This window comes from Streptomyces zaehneri (assembly GCF_032248645.1).
Taxonomy (GTDB): domain Bacteria; phylum Actinomycetota; class Actinomycetes; order Streptomycetales; family Streptomycetaceae; genus Streptomyces; species Streptomyces coriariae.
Window position 1 is genome coordinate 53,321 of record NZ_JASTTJ010000019.1, and the last position, 16,298, is coordinate 69,618.

General features: G+C 69.3%; 17 protein-coding genes, 1 tRNA gene and 1 pseudogene. 4 read left to right on the plus strand and 15 right to left on the minus strand.

What is annotated here, in order from left to right:
- Positions 1-30 precede the first annotated feature (30 nt).
- Positions 31-1,440, plus strand: a complete 1,410-nt coding sequence (locus QQM72_RS27640; RefSeq protein ID WP_314223550.1) for an AbiJ-related protein — start codon at positions 31-33, stop codon at positions 1,438-1,440.
- Between the two features lie 74 nt (positions 1,441-1,514).
- Here QQM72_RS27640 and QQM72_RS27645 read toward each other — a convergent pair whose 3' ends face one another.
- Positions 1,515-1,874, minus strand: coding sequence for a hypothetical protein (locus QQM72_RS27645; protein ID WP_314223551.1), 360 nt, complete (start codon positions 1,872-1,874; stop codon positions 1,515-1,517).
- A 98-nt stretch (positions 1,875-1,972) separates the two neighbouring features.
- Here QQM72_RS27645 and QQM72_RS27650 point away from each other — a divergent pair, with 98 nt between their 5' ends.
- Entirely contained in the window at positions 1,973-2,212 is a 240-nt protein-coding gene (locus QQM72_RS27650) for a DUF6207 family protein (RefSeq protein ID WP_314223552.1), read from the plus strand.
- A gap of 121 nt (positions 2,213-2,333) precedes the next feature.
- Here QQM72_RS27650 and QQM72_RS27655 read toward each other — a convergent pair whose 3' ends face one another.
- The 4 genes from QQM72_RS27655 to lexA all read right to left on the minus strand — a co-directional run bounded on the left by QQM72_RS27655 (position 2,334) and on the right by lexA (position 4,761).
- On the minus strand, positions 2,334-3,080 hold the full coding sequence (locus QQM72_RS27655; protein WP_314223553.1) for an SOS response-associated peptidase: 747 nt from the start codon (positions 3,078-3,080) through the stop codon (positions 2,334-2,336).
- 191 nt (positions 3,081-3,271) lie between these two features.
- Positions 3,272-3,835: a hypothetical protein gene (locus QQM72_RS27660; protein ID WP_314223554.1), complete on the minus strand. Its 564-nt coding sequence runs from the start codon at positions 3,833-3,835 to the stop codon at positions 3,272-3,274.
- 126 nt (positions 3,836-3,961) lie between these two features.
- Positions 3,962-4,035 (minus strand) — tRNA-Trp (locus QQM72_RS27665).
- Positions 4,036-4,761 carry a transcriptional repressor LexA gene (gene lexA / locus QQM72_RS27670; RefSeq protein ID WP_314223555.1) on the minus strand — a complete coding sequence of 242 codons (726 nt, stop codon included), beginning with the start codon at positions 4,759-4,761 and terminating at the stop codon, positions 4,036-4,038.
- A gap of 623 nt (positions 4,762-5,384) precedes the next feature.
- On the opposite strand from lexA, the gene QQM72_RS27675 reads away from it, so the two are divergent.
- Entirely contained in the window at positions 5,385-5,600 is a 216-nt protein-coding gene (locus tag QQM72_RS27675; protein ID WP_314223556.1) for a hypothetical protein, read from the plus strand.
- A gap of 116 nt (positions 5,601-5,716) precedes the next feature.
- On the opposite strand, the gene QQM72_RS27680 is transcribed toward QQM72_RS27675, so the two are convergent.
- The 3 genes from QQM72_RS27680 to QQM72_RS27690 form a co-directional block, all read right to left on the minus strand.
- Complete coding sequence (locus QQM72_RS27680) at positions 5,717-6,352, minus strand: class I SAM-dependent methyltransferase (protein ID WP_314223557.1); 636 nt, start codon at positions 6,350-6,352, stop codon at positions 5,717-5,719.
- A complete protein-coding gene (locus tag QQM72_RS27685; RefSeq protein ID WP_314223558.1) occupies positions 6,349-7,200 on the minus strand; it encodes an ATP-binding protein in 852 nt (283 codons plus the stop codon). Before QQM72_RS27685 ends, QQM72_RS27680 begins: the two co-directional genes overlap by 4 nt.
- An 81-nt stretch (positions 7,201-7,281) precedes the next feature.
- A complete protein-coding gene (locus tag QQM72_RS27690; RefSeq protein ID WP_314223559.1) occupies positions 7,282-7,566 on the minus strand; it encodes a hypothetical protein in 285 nt (94 codons plus the stop codon).
- A 132-nt stretch (positions 7,567-7,698) separates the two neighbouring features.
- Here QQM72_RS27690 and QQM72_RS27695 point away from each other — a divergent pair.
- Positions 7,699-8,471, plus strand: a pseudogene (locus tag QQM72_RS27695) (GntR family transcriptional regulator).
- A gap of 232 nt (positions 8,472-8,703) precedes the next feature.
- On the opposite strand, the gene QQM72_RS27700 reads toward QQM72_RS27695, so the two are convergent.
- From QQM72_RS27700 to QQM72_RS27730, 7 genes are read right to left on the minus strand one after another with little or no spacing between them, the layout of a single operon-like run.
- Positions 8,704-9,915: a DegT/DnrJ/EryC1/StrS family aminotransferase gene (locus QQM72_RS27700; RefSeq protein WP_314223560.1), complete on the minus strand. Its 1,212-nt coding sequence runs from the start codon at positions 9,913-9,915 to the stop codon at positions 8,704-8,706.
- Positions 9,912-10,970: an NAD-dependent epimerase/dehydratase family protein gene (locus QQM72_RS27705; RefSeq protein ID WP_314223561.1), complete on the minus strand. Its 1,059-nt coding sequence runs from the start codon at positions 10,968-10,970 to the stop codon at positions 9,912-9,914. Before QQM72_RS27705 ends, QQM72_RS27700 begins: the two co-directional genes overlap by 4 nt.
- Before the next feature lie 40 nt (positions 10,971-11,010).
- Complete coding sequence (locus QQM72_RS27710) at positions 11,011-12,396, minus strand: hypothetical protein (protein ID WP_314223562.1); 1,386 nt, start codon at positions 12,394-12,396, stop codon at positions 11,011-11,013.
- Positions 12,397-12,410: 14 nt separating this feature from the next.
- Positions 12,411-13,154: a hypothetical protein gene (locus QQM72_RS27715; RefSeq protein WP_314223563.1), complete on the minus strand. Its 744-nt coding sequence runs from the start codon at positions 13,152-13,154 to the stop codon at positions 12,411-12,413.
- Between the two features lie 36 nt (positions 13,155-13,190).
- On the minus strand, positions 13,191-14,189 hold the full coding sequence (locus tag QQM72_RS27720; protein ID WP_314223564.1) for a Gfo/Idh/MocA family protein: 999 nt from the start codon (positions 14,187-14,189) through the stop codon (positions 13,191-13,193).
- 30 nt (positions 14,190-14,219) lie between these two features.
- A complete protein-coding gene (locus tag QQM72_RS27725; RefSeq protein WP_314223565.1) occupies positions 14,220-15,296 on the minus strand; it encodes an NAD-dependent epimerase/dehydratase family protein in 1,077 nt (358 codons plus the stop codon).
- A gap of 26 nt (positions 15,297-15,322) precedes the next feature.
- A complete protein-coding gene (locus QQM72_RS27730; RefSeq protein WP_314223566.1) occupies positions 15,323-16,243 on the minus strand; it encodes a class I SAM-dependent methyltransferase in 921 nt (306 codons plus the stop codon).
- Between the last annotated feature and the right edge of the window lie 55 nt (positions 16,244-16,298).

A 16,298-nucleotide genomic window follows, 5' to 3' on the forward strand; every position in this document is an offset into this window, starting at 1 on the left:
GATCCTCTCGGTTTCTGCGACCATCTGCCAATGGCCGACAGCAGGGATCGTTCAGCACTTCGCACATTGGTGGGCGAGGTCGTCGCGGGTCTTGGCAGCCTGACGCACCGCGAGCTGAACCCGGCTTTCGAACACCTCGGCATGCCACCGGTCCCTGACGATGCCGGGAGTAAGCGCGACCGGATTGAGCTGAGTCTCAGCCAAGTACCCGACGCTGAGCTGCCACAGGTCACGCGACGCATGCTGGAACAGAGTCACGTCCATGTGAGGCCGCCGATCCGCTACCAGCTCGAAGACCTGCTGTGGGCAGAGGACGCACCGCCCGAGATTCCCAAGAAGGCCCGCCGTGAACTGGCACGCGCTCTCGACCTGTCGGAACTGACGCAGCACCACGACCGCTTCACGCGGCTACTGGACCGATTCTGGATAGCTGCGGAATCGGACCTGTCGTTCCAGGAGCTTGAGGGCCTGCTGCTGAAGGGGACGCGGCCGGTGACGCTGAGGGACCGCATCGAGCGGCACGTCTTCCGCAACCCGGGAGACTGGTCGACGGAAGACCTTTTCGAGAACCTCGGTGTGTTCGAGGCCGGGGACGCACGGTTCGCCCGCTTCTTGGAGGGCCTGGTTTCAGCGGACGTACTCCTTGATGAGCACCTCCAGGAGAAGGCCGTCAGCATCATCAACGGTCATCTCGTCACTGCTGGGGTCGAGTTGAGAGTGACCGGCAGCGATGGCGGCTATCCCCTGTTCACAGTGGTGTCGACGCGACTGCATGGCAACCGGCGGCCGAAGAACATCATCTTTGCCTCCCTTGAGAAACCGGACATTCGTTTCCGCTCCTCGGTGGACAACGACATCGAGATCGTCGAAGGGCGCGCGGACGCCACCCTTGTCTACGACCGGGAGATCCCCGCCACGGGCCTGCGCTGGCGTGATCTGCATAGCTGGTGGCAGGACACCCGCAAGATCAGCAGTGAGGCCGACGTCAGGACGGATCTCTACCAACGACTCCTCAAGAGCCTGCCGGCCAATTCGCCTGGCCAGAGGAACCTCTTCGTGGCCTACCAGACGGCTCTCCCGCCCTCCCCCGATGATCCGGCTCTCCTGCCCGAAGTCTGGCTGCACTGGGACCACAGGACCGTTCAAGAACGCGGCCCTGAGGCGTTGCTGCGATCCCGAATGGACTTCCTTCTGCTGCTGCCGCACGGACAGCGCGTCGTCCTGGAGGTCGACGGATCACAGCACTACACCCGCGACCATGGCCGCACCCCGGACACTGCCAAATACGCCGAAATGGTCGCCGCTGACCGAGACCTCAAGCTCAGGGGATACGAAGTGTTCCGCTTCGGCCACGACGAGCTTAAGCGTCTCGATGCAGCCCAGGACCTTCTGCGGCAGTTCATCCCGGACATGTTCCGCCGCTTCAGAGTGAGCAGCTGACGCTCGCGGTGTTGGCGCAGGATTCTGCCCATGGGCAAGCGTCCCAGTGCGATAGCCGTACCCGCGGGGGCTCGTCAGGCCAGAGGCAGCTGACCGAGCGGCCGACCGCGGTCGGCCTGCGCCTCCAGGAAAGCGGACACGTCTGGCCCCCGCCTAAAGGCGGGGCCGTCCCAGTACGCCGGGACCGCCACGTGCGTGAGGCGCACCTCGGTGCCGTGGACGCGCGCGGTGTCGAAGAGGGTCTGCAGCATCTGCAGGCCCGCCAGGTCGAGCGCGCCGAGGCGGGCATGCCACGTCTGGGTCTCAGGATCGTACGCGGCGATCGGGCGGAGCCTGTCGAGTTGGTTCTGCCATTGAGGATCGGCGGCCGGTGCTGTCCGGATGGTGGCCTCCAACACCCAAGCGTCCTCGCGTGAGTTCGGCGAACTGGTCATGCAAGGGACGGTAGACGTCGCCACTGACAACTCACCCGGGCAGGTGAATCAGGAGTCTGAACAGAACCCTGGGCGTCCACGAACACGTACTGGCAGGCGTGGACCCGATCCGAGAAGTGCACCTGTCCGAACCCGGCCTGCTCGTCATCGACGTCGCTGGAGCCGATGAAGCGAGCGTGATGGCCTTCCGGGATGCCGTGGTCCGGACGTGGGCGACGGCGCAGGCCGAGCACGTGACGCGGGAGCCGGGTCAGCCCGGCGTACGGATCCGCCTGTACACCGATCTCCGGCAGGCGCTCCCCGGGCCCTCGGACGCGGAGGAGTCCGGGATGCAGTGAGGCTGGCTCCGTCGCTACGGGGGAAAGCGACGGAGCCAGCCTGGCTCTACGGTGCCACACCTGAGGACGGCGTGCTCACCCCTGAGTGGAAGTCGCCGCCGCAGGAGCTGCCTGAGCCTCGTCAGGGGGTGAGCTCGTCCAGGAGTTGAGGTCCGTTGTTGCGGACGCTATTGACCGCGATGGACACGGGGCGGGCGTCCAGATGTCCGCCGGCCGGCTGGTCGAGCAGGGTCCGCAGTTCGTCGGGGTCCTGGTGGGTGGGGTCGAGCCAGGCGTCGTAGTGCTCGGGGGTGAGGGCGAGTGGCATGCGGGGGTGGACGCGGCCGGCGGTGTCGGTGGCTTCGGTGGTGATGATGGTGCAGGTCATCAGCCAGGCGGCCGGGTCGTCGTCCTGCTTCACGGCCGGGTCGCGCCAGTACTCGTACAGTCCGGCGAGTGCCATCACCTGGTCGTCCTCGGGGCTGATGAAGTAGGGCTGCTTGCGGACCTTGCCGGTGTCGGGGTCCTTGGCCTGCTGCCACTCGAAGAAGCCGTCGGCGGGCAGCAGGCAGCGGCGGCGGGTGAATGCGCGGCGGAACGCGGGCTTTTCGTGCACTGTCTCGACCCGGGCGTTGATCATCCGGGCGCCGATCTTGACGTCCTTCGCCCACGACGGGACCAGGCCCCAGCGCAGAGGCCGCAGCTCCCGCTTCGCCGCCTGGAAGTCTTCTCTGTCGTCGCGGGGTGCGCGTTCGAGGACCGCCCACACGTCGTTGGTCGGGGCGACATTCCAGTTCGGCGCGAGCGTCTCCTTTGCGGGGACGTCGGGCACCTGGAAGAGCGGCGCCAGTTCCTGCGGGCTGCGAGTGGATACGTAGCGACCACACATACCGCCACTCTTGCACTAGCAGGTGCGGAGTGGCGTCGAATCGTGAGCGTGTGCCGCTGAAGGCTGATCAGCGGGCTGCTGCCCCCCCAGATGTCATCGATATCGTCCGGACCTACAAAACGCAGAGTCGCCATCCAGCAGTCCAATCGTCCGTCCCACGAACTGATCGTCCAGCCGTATCGGGCCTAGCGTCAGATCTGCTTGCGCGAGACCAGGCCCTGGTGGCCGTCCTCGTCGTCGGCTGGCTCGCCGAAGTGGGCGGTGTCCCAGTGAAGCAGGCTGAAGCAGAGCTTCTGGAAGCGCTCGGCCAATTCCCACACTTCGCTGCTGTTGATGAAAGTGATCTCGGGACGGTCACTGCGGTGGGCTCCCTTCAAGGTGAGCCACTGGTAGGACTCGTCGTCGTAGATCCAGTAGCCGTGCAGGTAGCGGTTCCGTAGGCGGAATCCTTCCTCCGCAGCGTCCAGGGCTTCGGCGAGTGACGTCTTGCACGAAGTGGAAAGGGTGACCGCTTCCAGCTTCTTTCGGCATTGCTGTACGAGCGCGCCGCCGGTGGCGACTGCCAGTTCGCTATAGGCCTTCTCCGCTTCGACGAGGTGCACGTAGATCCCGTGCAGGATGTACTCGGCCTCCGCGGCCTTCCGGGCGACGAGCCCCAACCCCAGGTTGATTGTGAGTTCCTCTGCGTCCGCGCCGCTTATGAGATGGGGGATGGGCGGCTCGAAGCCGAGGGGGTGGGCGCTGCTCTCACTCACGCGGTCTCCGGGGTGTCCGAGGGTGCGGTCCACTTTGAGGGAGCCGCCTACAGATCATCAGCTCTGTCGGGATCGGTGTGAGACCGGCGAGGTGAAACCCGCTGGTCTCACACCGACTTCGTCTCGCAGGGGCGGCAGGACTCGAACCTGCGGCATCCGGTTTTGGAGACCGGCGCTCTGGCCAGCTGAGCTACGCCCCTTCAGTAGGAGTCAGCCTGGCATGACCCACCGGCTCTTCTCCAAGGGATTTCTGCTCCGAGAAGCCGCAGGACGCCGACGACCTTGCCGAGGATGCGTACGTCGTCGCCGGGGATCGGCTCGAAGGACGGGTTGCGCGGCATCAGCCACACCTGTCCGTCCTGTCGCTTCAGGAACTTCACGGTGGCCTCGTCGTCCAGAAGCGCGGCGACGATGTCTCCGTGGTCGGCGCTGTCCTGCCGCTTGACGGTGACGATGTCGCCGTCGCAGATCGCCGCGTCAATCATGGAGTCGCCGGACACAGTGAGGGCGAACAGGTCGCCGTCGCCCACGACCTGGCGGGGCAGGGAGTAGACGTCCTCGACCATCTCCGTGGCGAGCAGGGGTGCGCCGGCGGCGATCCGACCGACGAGCGGCACGTCGACGGGCGCCTCGCTCCGGTCTCCCAGATCGGGCGCCCACGAGGGCCGCACCCGGTAGGCACGGGGACGGTGCGGATCACGGTAGAGGACACCCTTGCGTTCCAGCGCCATCAGCTGGTGGGCGACCGAGGATGTACTCGCGAGATGCACGACCTGGCCAATCTCCCGCATCGACGGCGGGTAGCCCTGTCGGCGGACCGCCTCCGTGATACAGCGGACGATCGCCGCCTGGCGGCTCGTCAGCTCCCCCTCGTCAGTCCGGATACCCGGAGGACGACCTCGGCGCGCGGGCGCGGCGTTCTCCATCCGGGGCACCTCCGTACAAGATCTCGCAGAGCGCGACCATAACCCGCCATCCCTCGTAAAAGGAACACTGTTTACGACGTCCTCGGAGAAGAAGGTGCAGGTCTGCGCTTCGAGCATCTCCAGCTCGACACACCGACCCGACGCGTCAAGGGGCAGTGGTCCCCCACTTCGCCCCACTTCCATGAGCGCAGCCCAGATCCACTAAGCGGGGCGTACCGGACTTCCGGGGCTGGGGAGCGAAGGTGTAAAGCACCCCAATCCGGGGCTCCGGCGGGCTGCTCCCCACTTCACCCCACTTACGGCAGAGGCCTCTGCTCGCGCAGCACCAGGTGCTTCGATCACTTCACGTACACGGATCGCGGGTTCTCGCGCATCGCGTGCACCGTTCACAAGGTTCACGCCCGCTTAACGATCTTTAACGGCGTTAGCGGAGTCCGCCGCCCGAAGGGGGTGTTGGCGCGCAGCGCGCCCGGCTTCGATCGGAGAAATGCCGGCGCGCGCACCGGTCCGAACTGCACCACACGATCTCCCGAGGGGAGCCGGGCTGGACAGCCCGTCACGCCGGTCCGGCCGGCTTCTCCCCGGGTCACAGAAGAACCCCGGAACTGGAGGAGTGCATCCCCGTGACTCAGACCGACCGTAGCCCCTCGGCGCCTTCATCGACCATGGCGAAGGCGCTCACCTGGATCAGCGCGTTATCCGTGCTAGGCACGATCATCGCCGTCATCGTGCTCCCTCTCAGCGGCAACAGCGACTACCTAGCACCCGTGATCGGACTCGGAGCCGCGGCGGCCGCCACTGGCGGAACTGTCCAGGTCCGTATCCACGTCCGCCGCTGAACTCTGCTTTGGCCTGTGGCAAGACCCGGCGCCGGGTCCGCCCTCGGGGGAAGGGGCGTGGCCCGGCGCCGGGAGCTAGTTTCCCGCGTACCGCTGGCCGGACGGCAGGGGCGTGCTCAGCTGTAACCGCGCAGTACAACCGCCTTCTGGCTCCGGCTCAGCGAGTACGTCCGGCGGAATGCCCATCCGGAACTCAGAGCCTGGATCTCGTCTTCGGTGAAGCCACGGTGGAAGGGATCGGCGTCCGGCTTCCTGCTTACGCCGGGCTGGTCGACGTACACGAGCGCGTAGAAGGTGCCGGAGGGAGGCAGCCAGCGTCCGACGTCCGTCAGCAGCCGCTCGTACTGGAGATACGGGAGCGCGTAGCGGCAAGTCACGAGGTCGACGCTGCCCGGACGCAGGTTGTGGTGAATGGGATCGCCGTCGATATCCCAGTACGCGTACGTAACGTCGGGCGCCCCGGCCGCTGCGGCCTGGCGGAGGGCTTCGGCGGAGAAGTCGAAGCCCTGTGTATTCAGCCCCCAGGCGGCGAGCTGCCGAGTCCACTGGCCGTTGCCGCACGCGAGGTCCACGGCTGACCTTCCGGGGCTCGGGGCGACGTGGTTGTAGAAGAGCTGGGCTTCCTTGTGGCTGACCATGGTGGGCCAGCCGGTCTGGTACCAGTGGTCCCACTGCTCGGGCGACAGGCGCACTCCGTTTGGGCTGCCGGTTTCATGTCCTGCCGCATCGATGGAGGACTGCGAGCGGGTCACAGTGACACCTCGCCCGGCAGCAGCTGAGCCCGGACCGTCTTGAAGCGGGCGTCCTCGGACATGAAGCAGCTGAGCCTCGCGCCCAGGAGGCGTGCGTACTTCAGCCCTCTTCCCTTCTCGCCAGCGCGGGCGGCGTCGCTGAGCGGGACGTCCGGGCGCGGGTCCTGCACGTCGATCACCAGCGCATCGTCCTCGGTCACGGCCAGGCGTACGGCCATGCGCGCCGGCGCCTTGTCGTCGGGCTGGGCGTGCACGACGGCGTTGTGCGCGAGCCGGGACAGCACCTCGATCGCGGTGGCGATGTCACCGGGCCATCCCAGCAGCGTAAGGAACATGCGGGCATGGTCTCGGAGTTGGCGCAGGCTCGCCGGGGCCATGGCGTAGGAACGGGACCATTCCCGATCCACGGGCACGGTGAGGACGGCCTCCGGGCCGCCGGAGGCCTCGGTGACGGGCGGGAGCGTTTCGTGGTGTCCGGCGTGGGGGTAGGCGGCGAACGCCAGGAGGCTCAGCAGCCACTCGCGAAGTTCTCGCTGCTCTGCAGGGGTGGTGGCTACCTCGTGCTCGGCCGGTACGACCAGGCCGGCTGCCTCGCCGGTGGCCAGGAGCCGTTCGACGGTGCGCCAACCGGTGCGCTGTCGGGCCGGGATGTGCAGGGGTGCCAGGTCGTATGCCTCGTGCGTGACGGTCCACCCCTGTTGTTCGGCGAAGTTGCGCAGGGTCGCGAGCGTCTGAACGGCGATCCGGGAGTTGATGCTGGTCGTGTACAGCACGACGTCCGCACCGGCCGGGGCGTCCGCCCCCGGTGTGCGGGGCGGGCCGGCAGTGATGGGTGTCGGATGGGTCATGCCGTCAGCTCCAGAGCCTTCGAGGTGATCGTTCGGCGCGATGCAGCTGACGGAGGCGGATCGCCGTGTAGGCGGGGAAGCTCACGGGGCTTCCCTTCCGGCGCCGGCCGTCTCGATCTCGGCCCAGATGACGGAAGCGCCGTCGTGCTGGAGGTGTCCGAAGCGGTCGGCGGTTCGCGTCAGGAAGGCGAGCACGTGGACGTGGACCGCTTCGCTGAGCGCGGCGGGGACCGGTGCCGAGATACGGAGACCGGTATCGGTGGCTTCGGTCCGGACGGCCTCGGGATCGTCGTCGTCCAGAGGTATGCCGAGCGCGGTGCTGAGCATGGAGGCGATCGCGGTGGCCCTGGTCGTCGGCGAGCTCACGGATCTCCCCTGTACACGCGTGATCACGTAACGTATATCTGATGCATTAGCTTGAACCTGATGCATTAACTTGTCAATCGAGAGCCGTGAACCGGCACCGAGAACAGCCGCCGACCAGTACGGAGTCCGCGCATGGGCAACGCCGAGCCGCCGCCGCACCAGGTGGTCGCAAGCGACCTGCGGCGTCGACTCGCGCAGGGCGAGTGGGAGGTGGGCGCGAGGCTGCCCTCCCGCGCACAGCTCGCCCAGCACTACGGCGTGGGCCCCAACGTGCTGCAGAAGGCCATGGAGCGCCTCATTGTCGAAGGGCTCCTCGAGGGCCGTGCGGGGTCAGGAACCTACGTGGCCCCGCCACGCGAGCGGCGCCGGATGATCCGCTCCCGGCACCGCGAACGCCGCGGCGGCAGCCCCTTCCGCGCCGACATGTACGAGGTCGGCAGCAACGGAACCTGGGAATCGGCCTCCGAGGCCCGCACGCCCGCCCCGGAGCGCATCGCCCGGCGCCTTGGCATCGAGCCCGGTGACCCGACCGTGCGCACGGCGTACGAGTTCCTCGCCGACGGCAAGCCCGCCCAGTTCTCCGTCAGTTGGGAGCCCATGGCCATCACCGGCGACACACCCATCCTTCTTCCCGAGATGGGCCCCTCGCCGGCAAGGGCGTGGTCGAGCGGATGCGCTCCATCGGCGTCGACATCGAAACCTGGCTGGAGATCCCGCGGCCCGCCCGCGCTACCCCCGAGCAGGCCGACTTGCTCGGTCTCAACGCCGGCGACCTGGTCCTGGCGATCGAGCGGACGTACTTCGCCAGCGACGGCCGCGCCGTGGAAACCGCCGACATCGTCGTCCCTGACCGCAGCTGGGAAGTGGCCTACGAGTTCGCCGTCGACCCGCCCCAGTCCGGCTGACCGTCCGCCACCAGGGCCTCAGAGCGGCGATCGCTGCCGTCGGTCCTGCGTACGGAGATCACGGCTCAGTCGGACCGGGTTGTCCCGGCCTGCCGCGCCGGGACGGCGCACTCGGCATGGACGGACGCTCTGTGGTCCCTGATCCAGGACACCGGCAGCGAACGCCGGGCGGGCAAGGACAAGACCAATGCGTCGGCGGGAGTCCTGCGAGGGGCACCGCCAGAGCGCCCTCTCAGCCAGTGGTGTTTTCCCCGGGCGTACGGTGCGCGCCCGCCTGGCACAGCCACAGGTCGCGGACTGCGTTGATGACGCGGTCGACGTGTTCGTCGGTCATCGCCGAGTAGCACGGCAGGGACAGTTGCCGGGCGGCCGCGGTCTCGGTGACCGGAAGCGGCCGTTGGATCGGGTCCCGGTAGGGACCCAGCATGTGCACGGGCTTGAAGTGCACGCTGGTGGAGATCTGGTGGCGGTCCAGGAGTGCGGCCGTTGTCTGGTCGCGGTCGATGGGTGCGACGTGAGGGTCGATGAGAACGGCGTACAGGAACCAACCGTGCTCGGTGCCGGGCAGCACGGTGGGCGTGATCAGACCGGGCAGCCCGGCGAAGGCCTTGGTGTAGGCAGCGGCGATGGCAGCTCGGCGCGCGGTGAACTCGGCCAGCCGTCCGTACTGCACGACGGCGAGGGCGGCGGTGAGGTCGGACATGACGTACTTCAGGCCGGGGACGGTGACCTCGTAGTCGGCGGTGTTGTGCTTGCCGTGCCGCTGCCAGGCGGAGGAGTCGATGCCGTGCCGCCCGAGCAGGCGGGCCTTGTGGACCAGGTCGCCGCGGCCGGCGAGCAGACCGCCTTCTCCGGCGGCGGCGACCTTGTTGGCGTAGAGGCTGAACGTCGCCAAGTCTGCGGCGCTTCCGGCGTGCAGGCCGTCGCGGCGGGCGTGCAGGGCGTGGGCGGCGTCCTCAATGAGCAGCAGGCCGTGCCGGTCGGCGAGTTCGCGGAAGGCCCGCATGTCGCACATGTGGCCGCCGTAGTGCATCACGGTGATTGCCCTGGTGCGTGGGGTGATCGCGGCTTCGGCCGCCTCGGGGGTGATGTTGAGCGTGAGGGGGTCGACGTCGACGAAGACCGGGCGGGCGCCGACCTGTAGCAGTGCGTTGGGGGCGGCGCAGAAGGTGAGGCTGGGGGTTATCACCTCGTCGCCGGCGCTGATGCCGCTGGCGAGGAAGGCGAGGTGGAGGGCGGCGGTGCAGGAGGTGACCGCGAAGGCGTCTTCTACTCCGAGGCGCTCGCGCACAGCATGCTCGAGGCGGGTGGCCTTGGGTCCGTGGGTCAGCCACCCGGACTCGAGCGTGTCGACAACCTCGGCGATTTCGGCCTCGCCGATCAGTGGCCGGTTCCAGGGGATCGGGCCGGTGGCGGCCGGTGCGGGGGTGGTTGCGTGGGTCATCGCTCGCTCCAGGTGGCGTGGGTGTAGGCGGCGTGCAGACGGGTGCATTCGTCGCTGCCCAGGGGGCGGATCCGGTCTTCGGCCAGGGAGTTCTTCAGGCCGGCCAGGTTGTCGTACTCGGGCAGGTCGGGGTCGTCGAGTTCTTTGGACGCCACGGCGTCGGCGACTTCGCGGACGCCGTGGGTCAGGGTGGTGGGGCAGGCGCCGGGGAAGGCGGAGGCGAGGCGGGCGAAGGAGGTGCGGTAGTCGCGGGCGTCGGCCTCGTCGCGTTCAGGCCCTGTGTCGATGTGGGTCCCGGGCACGACCTGCTTCACGGCGGCCGCGATCTCGGCGATGGTGTAGTTCTCGCGGTCCGCGCCCACGTTGAAGATCCGGTGACCGTCCGGGGTGGTGAGGGTCTGGGCGAGGACGTCGGCGACGTCGCCGACGTGGACGAGCGGGCGGCGCTGGCCGCCGCCGTTGAGCGGGATCCGGCCGGTGGCGATGGCCTGGGCGGTCATGCGGTTGGCGACGGAGTCCAGGCGCTGGCGTGGGGAGCGGCCGTGCACGGTGGCCAGGCGCAGCACGGTCAGGGCGTGGCCGTTCATCGTGTCGGTGAGGGTGCGTTCGGCGAGGACCTTGGTGCGGGCGTAGATCCCGAGCGGGTTGGGGACGGTGTCCTCGTCGACGGTGCCGGCGTGGCTGCCGTAGACGCTGCACGAGGAGAAGAAGACGTAGTGCTCCACCCCGGCCGCGCGGGCCGCCTTGGCGGCCAGGACCGGAGAGGCGTAGTTGAGTTCGACAGCCAGGGTCTCGTCGAGGGCGCAGGCGGGCTCGCCGACCAGGCCGCCGAGGTGGACGACGGCGTCGGCGCCTTTGGCCGCCTGGCGCAGGGCGTCCGGGTCGCGCAGGTCGGCGTGGACGAAGGTGCTGGCGGTCGGCAGGAGGCGGCGGGGGTCGTCGCCGCGTTGGTAGATCAGTCCGTCGACGACCGTGACGTGGTGGCCGAGGCCGGTGAGGTGGCGGGTGGCGACGGTGCCGATGTAGCCGGCGCCGCCGAGCAGGACGATGCGCACAGGGTGCTCCTTCTGGGAGATGGGCGGGACGATGCAGGCGCTACGCGGTGGAGGCCGCGGAGTCCGACGCCGGCACGCGGATGGGGCTGTTGGTGTGGCTGGCCGGGGCCGGGAAGGCGGCCCGGCCCAGAGCGGTGCCGCGTAGGTCGGCCAGGCGCGGGACGGGCAGGAGGTCGAGCTGCTCGGTGGGGTGGAGCAGGCCGCGCTCGCAGGTCTCGGCCACCCATGCGGTCACCGTGGCGCGGGGGAAGGCGAGGTTGAAGCCGATCTCGCCCTTGGGCAGCACCCCGTTGAAGGGCGCAGCGATCTCCTCGCGATTCCAGTAGTCGTACACCGATGTGGCCTTGGCCTGCTCGAACACCGGGAAGAGGGCGGGGTAGCGGGGCAGGGTCCGCATCTCGCGGAAGACCAGCTGTCCGGCCAGGTGCGGGGCCGCCGTGGTGAGGGAGTCGAAGTCGGCGGCCGCGTCCTTGAAGGACACGGTGCCCGCTTCCTGGCCGGGGCCGAGTGCGGCGCAGGCGAACAGGTGCGGCAGACGGAGCCGGGTGTAGGCGGGGGCGCCGAGGGCGAGTCCTGGCTCGATGCGGCCGATCAGCTCTGTCAGCTGGGCGTGGTCGGGGTTGAACAGGGCGAGGTCGAAGAGGCGTCCCATGGTGTCGACCGCGGCGAAGGCGAGCTGTTTGTAGAGGTGGTTGTTCATCTCGCCTGCTGCCGCGTAGGCCTTGGTCTGCGCGCTGGTGGAGTGCAGGCAGAGGTATTCGGAGAGCACCTCGAAGTAGAGGTAGCCAAGGAACGGGAAGCGTGGGACGGCCGCTGCCAGCTGGTGGAAGAAGGCGGTCGGCGAGGTGGTGCGCACGCCGCGGGCGTCGGCCAGCAGCAGGTCGAGGAATCCGGCTGTCTCGCGGACACGCCGCACGGCAGCCTGGCGCAGGTGGTGGTCCTCAGGGGCGGACAGGAAGCTGCGGTGGTTGCGGTAGGTGTCCAGGTGGATGCCGCCGAGGCGGAGGTAGTTCAGGCCCTTGGCGGGTGCGGGATGTTCGGGGCGGATGTCGAGGACGAGGGTCCTCGTGTCGGCCTTGGTCTGTAACAGGTACGCGCCGAGGTTGTGCGGGCGCAGGCCGCTGGCGGTCGGGGTGAGCGGGGCGCAGTACAGGGCTCCGACCAGGCACCCGGCGGCGCCGTGCAGCTCGCCGGTGGCGCGGATGGCGTCCAGGGCGAGCGTGGTGTGCATCAGGTGCAGGGGCCGGCCGCTGGTGAGCGAGGCGAGCATGGCGTTGCCGCTGACGTCCAGTAGGTGCCCGTTCGGCGTCTGGCGGTGGGTGGTGAGCCAGTCGTCGGGACTCTCGGCGGTGCCGTACGGGCCGGGCGGAGCGGTGCGGTCGGCGAAGTTGGTGTGGACCTGGTCCCAGTCGGGGGCGGCGTGCACAGGGTCTCCTTCCTCTAGCGGGTGAGGGTGGTCAGGGCGTCGGTGAGCGCGTCGTGGTGTGAGGCGCCGTGGAGGCGGGCCCGCTCGCTGTGAACGACCAGGCCATGCGCGAACGGGAACAGCCAGGCCGGGATGGCGACGCGCAGGCGGGTGGGGTCGGGCCACCACCGGCGTAAGGGGAGGCGGTAGCGGTCCAGGGAGTCCGCGGCCTTGAGCAGGTCGGTCAGGTGCGGGGCCCGCTCGTAGGCGGCGTGTTCTCCGGGTCCGAAGGCGTCGTAGGGGACGTTGTGCACGGCGATTGCCGAGGCGGCCTTCGCGCGGAGTGCGGCGGGGACGTCCTGCCCGAGCGTGTGCAGGACCGTCTCGGCGTGTTCGGTGAACCAGCTGGCTGCGCGTCGGCCGTGTTCGGGGTCGGTTCGGTCGTTGTGCCGGCGGCAGTCATGGACGGCGGCCGCGGTGCACAGGGCGGCGGTGTGCTGCTGGTCGAGGCCGTGGGCGCGGGCGAGGAGGAAGGCGAGCACGCAGGTACGGGCACCGTGGCCGATGCCGTGCAGGCCGTCGGCCCGGTCCCCGGTGGTGAACCACGATGGGTCGGGACTCAGCAGCAGGACGTCGTCTGCCACGAGGGCCGGGGTGTCGACGGCCGGGGGTGGGGTGGCGGCGATCCAGTCGAGGGTGGCGGCGTCCATGATCTGCTGGTCTGGCGGTGTGCGGGCAGCAGCCAAGTCGCGTAACGAGTGCCCCGGTTGTACGTGCACGAGGCTCTCCTTTCCGGGGGTGGGGTGAGGGTGGGGTCAGACAAGAGCGGGGGCGGACACCGAGGTGGAGTGGCCGGTGGCCGCCGCCGTCAGAAGGGCCTCGGTCGCGGCGACGGCGGCCGCGCCCTCGGCGAGGGACACCAGGCCGCGCGAACCAGCGCCGAGCAGTGCGTCGCGCATCAGCTGGTGCTGGACCGTGAACGGTGCCTCCCGCTCGGGCAGCGCGATTGAGCGGGCCTCGCCCGGACGTACGCCCGCAAAGCCGCCGGCGCGGGCCGGGGCAGCGGTGTTGGGGTGGTGGGTGAGGGTGCCGGCGACGGTGTCGGCGGTCAGCACCCCCGCCGTGGTGTGGACCTGGACCGTGCGGTGTTTGAACGGGGTGATCCAGTCCGCGTGGTGGTGGGCGAGTATCCCGCCTTGCAGGACCGTGGTGGCGGTGGCCGTGTCCTCGTAGGGGCCGGCCAGAACACGGGTGGCGGCGGTGACCGACTTGATGGGCGCTCCGGCGAGCCAGGAGACCAGGTCAACGTCGTGGACCAGCAGGTCGAGGGCGACGCCGACATCCAGAATGCGCCCGGAGTAGGGCCCCTGGCGGCGTGTGGTGAGCTGCCAGAGCTCCCCGAAGTCGCCGCCGTGCAGGAGCCGGGCGAGTTCGGCAAGGGGGGCCTGGTGGCGTTCGGTGTGCCCGACGGCCGCGAAGATCCCGGCGCGGGTGAAGGCCTCGCTGATGCGCCGGGCGGCCGCGCCGGTGGGGGCGAGCGGCTTCTCGATCAGCGCGGGTACTCCGGCGGCCGCGAGCGCCAGAGCGTAGTGCTCGTGGGTCGCGCTCGGGGTGGCGATGACGCAGTAGTCCAGGTCCAGATGCCCCAGCGCTTCCAGGCCGGTGAAGGCGGGCACGGCGGGAAACGCGGTGTGCTTGGCGGGGTCGAGGTCGGCCACGGCGACCAGCTCGATGCCCGGCTGGGCGGCCATCGTGCGGGCGTGGACGGTGCCCGCCCAGCCCAGGCCGACGACCGCGGTACGCAGCTTCTTCACTAGGTTCCTCCAGGGCAGGCGACCGGCGGGTCACAGGGGGGTGGGGGCGCGCCAGGCGTTGATGCGGCTGGCGCTGGTCTCGGCGCGCATCCAGTCGGGGATGGCGTTCGGGGTGGTGCGCACCCAGTGCACGTAGGCGTCGATGCCGTCCGCGAGGGCCACCGAGGGGCTCCAGTCCAGGACGGTGCGCATGAGGGTGGTGTCGGCGCAGGCGCCGAGCGGGTCCTGGGCGACGCGAGGGGCGTCGACGATCTCAGCGTCGGGAAAGTGCCGGGCAACGTGCTCGGCGACCTGGCGGACGGAGGTCTGGGTACCGGTGCCGAGGTTGAGGGTCTGGCCGGACGCTGCGGGGGTGGTGAGGCTGAGTGTGATCGCGTCGGCGACGTCGTCGCGGTGGATGAAGTCGCGGACCTGGCGGCCGCCGTTGTTGAGCAGGACCTGGTGGCCCAGGGCCGCGTACATGGTGAACTGGGCCACCACCCACGAGGCAGCGCCCTGCTTGGGGACTTGTCCGGGCCCGTAGACGCTGAACGGGCGCAGGACGGTGAAGTCGCGCTCGGCCATGCCCAGGAGCTGGCGGGTGTGCCCTTCGGCCCACAGTTTGGAGTTGGCGTAGATGTTCAGGGGGTCCAGTGGCTGGTCCTCGGTGAAGAAGCCGGGCTGTTCGGGGCGGGGGGTGTGCGGGGCGCCGTGGCCGTAGACCTGCGCGGTGGACAGCAGGACGAAGCGGCGCACGTGGCAGGCGCTGGCCACGGCGCGCAGCAGGGTGTCGGTTCCGGTGAGGTTGGAGCGGACGGCGGTCTGCGGGTCGGTGGTGCAGCCGTGAACGGAGGAATGGGCGGCAGCGTGCACGACGTAGTCGGCGTCGGCGACCAGGCGGCGGACGAGGGCCTCGTCGTTGATGTCGCCGACGGTCAGATCCGGGTCGGTGGGCCCGGTGCCCAGCAGTGTGAGGGTCGTGGGCCCGTAGGCGCTCAGGTCGTCCAGCAGGACCGGGCGTGCACCGGCGCGGCTCAGGGTGGTGCGCACAGCGGTGCCGATGAATCCGGCTCCGCCGGTGATCAGGACGTTGGCGCCGGTCAGGTCATCGTGCGGCTGAGAGGTCACGGAGCTCTCCAGGTGAGGTGGATAGGTCAGGAGCAGATGAAGTGGCCGGTGTACTTGGTGAGGGCGAAGTAGCCGGTCGTCTCGATGGCGGCCTGGACGCGGGCGTGCACGCGGTGTTCGAGCTCGGTGAAGAACGCCGGCGGCAGTCCCTCCCCCGGCTTGGAGCCGGCGCAGCAGTAGTTGCAGCTGCGGTAGAAGGCCATGAAGGTCTCGGCCTTGCCGAACTGGAGCTGGTCCTGCCAGTCCATGCGTTCGACCGCCGCGAAGTGCGGTGCGAGCTGCTCGGCGCCGTTGTCCAGGGAGATGCGGGCCTTCGGGGTGGCGCGGAACAGGTGTTGCGGGGCGTCCATGTCGCGCAGCGCCGCGAAGTGGACGTTCCACATTTCGATCATGGAGGCAGGCCGGTCGGTGGCGAGCACGAAACGGCCGCCCGGCCGCAGGACGCGTCGGACTTCGGCGAAGCAGGCCTGGAGGTCGGTGACGTAGTGGGCCATGTAGACGGCCATGACCCGGTCGAAGCTGTCGGTGGCGAAGGCGCTCAGGTCATCGGCGCTGCCCTCGACGAAGTCGCACGGGGTGGTCACGCCCTCCAGTCGCTGGCGGGCCGCGTCCAGAACGGCGGGGGCGATGTCGAATCCGACGAGGTGGCCGGCGGCGAGGTGGGGGCGGATTCGCGCCAGGATCTCGCCGTTTCCGCAGCCCAGATCCAGCAGCTCTTCGGTGCCGCGCAGGTCGAGCGACCGGACCAGGTGGTCGTGCAGAGCGAGTGGGTTGGTGCGGAACCGGTCGTGCGCCAACTGCTTCGCGTCCAGCGTGCTGGTGTCGGTGAAGTAGCTGTCGCGGGCGTCCTCGGTCCGCAGCAAGAAGTGCTGGGCGGGGATCACCCTCGACGCCAGGGCGTCCAACTCCGGGGTGCGGAAGTCCATGTCCGCATCTGTGATCGACAAGGTGGGTGCTCCGATCGTGGCCGCACGATGGCGGTCGGTGCCGGACAGCAGGTGC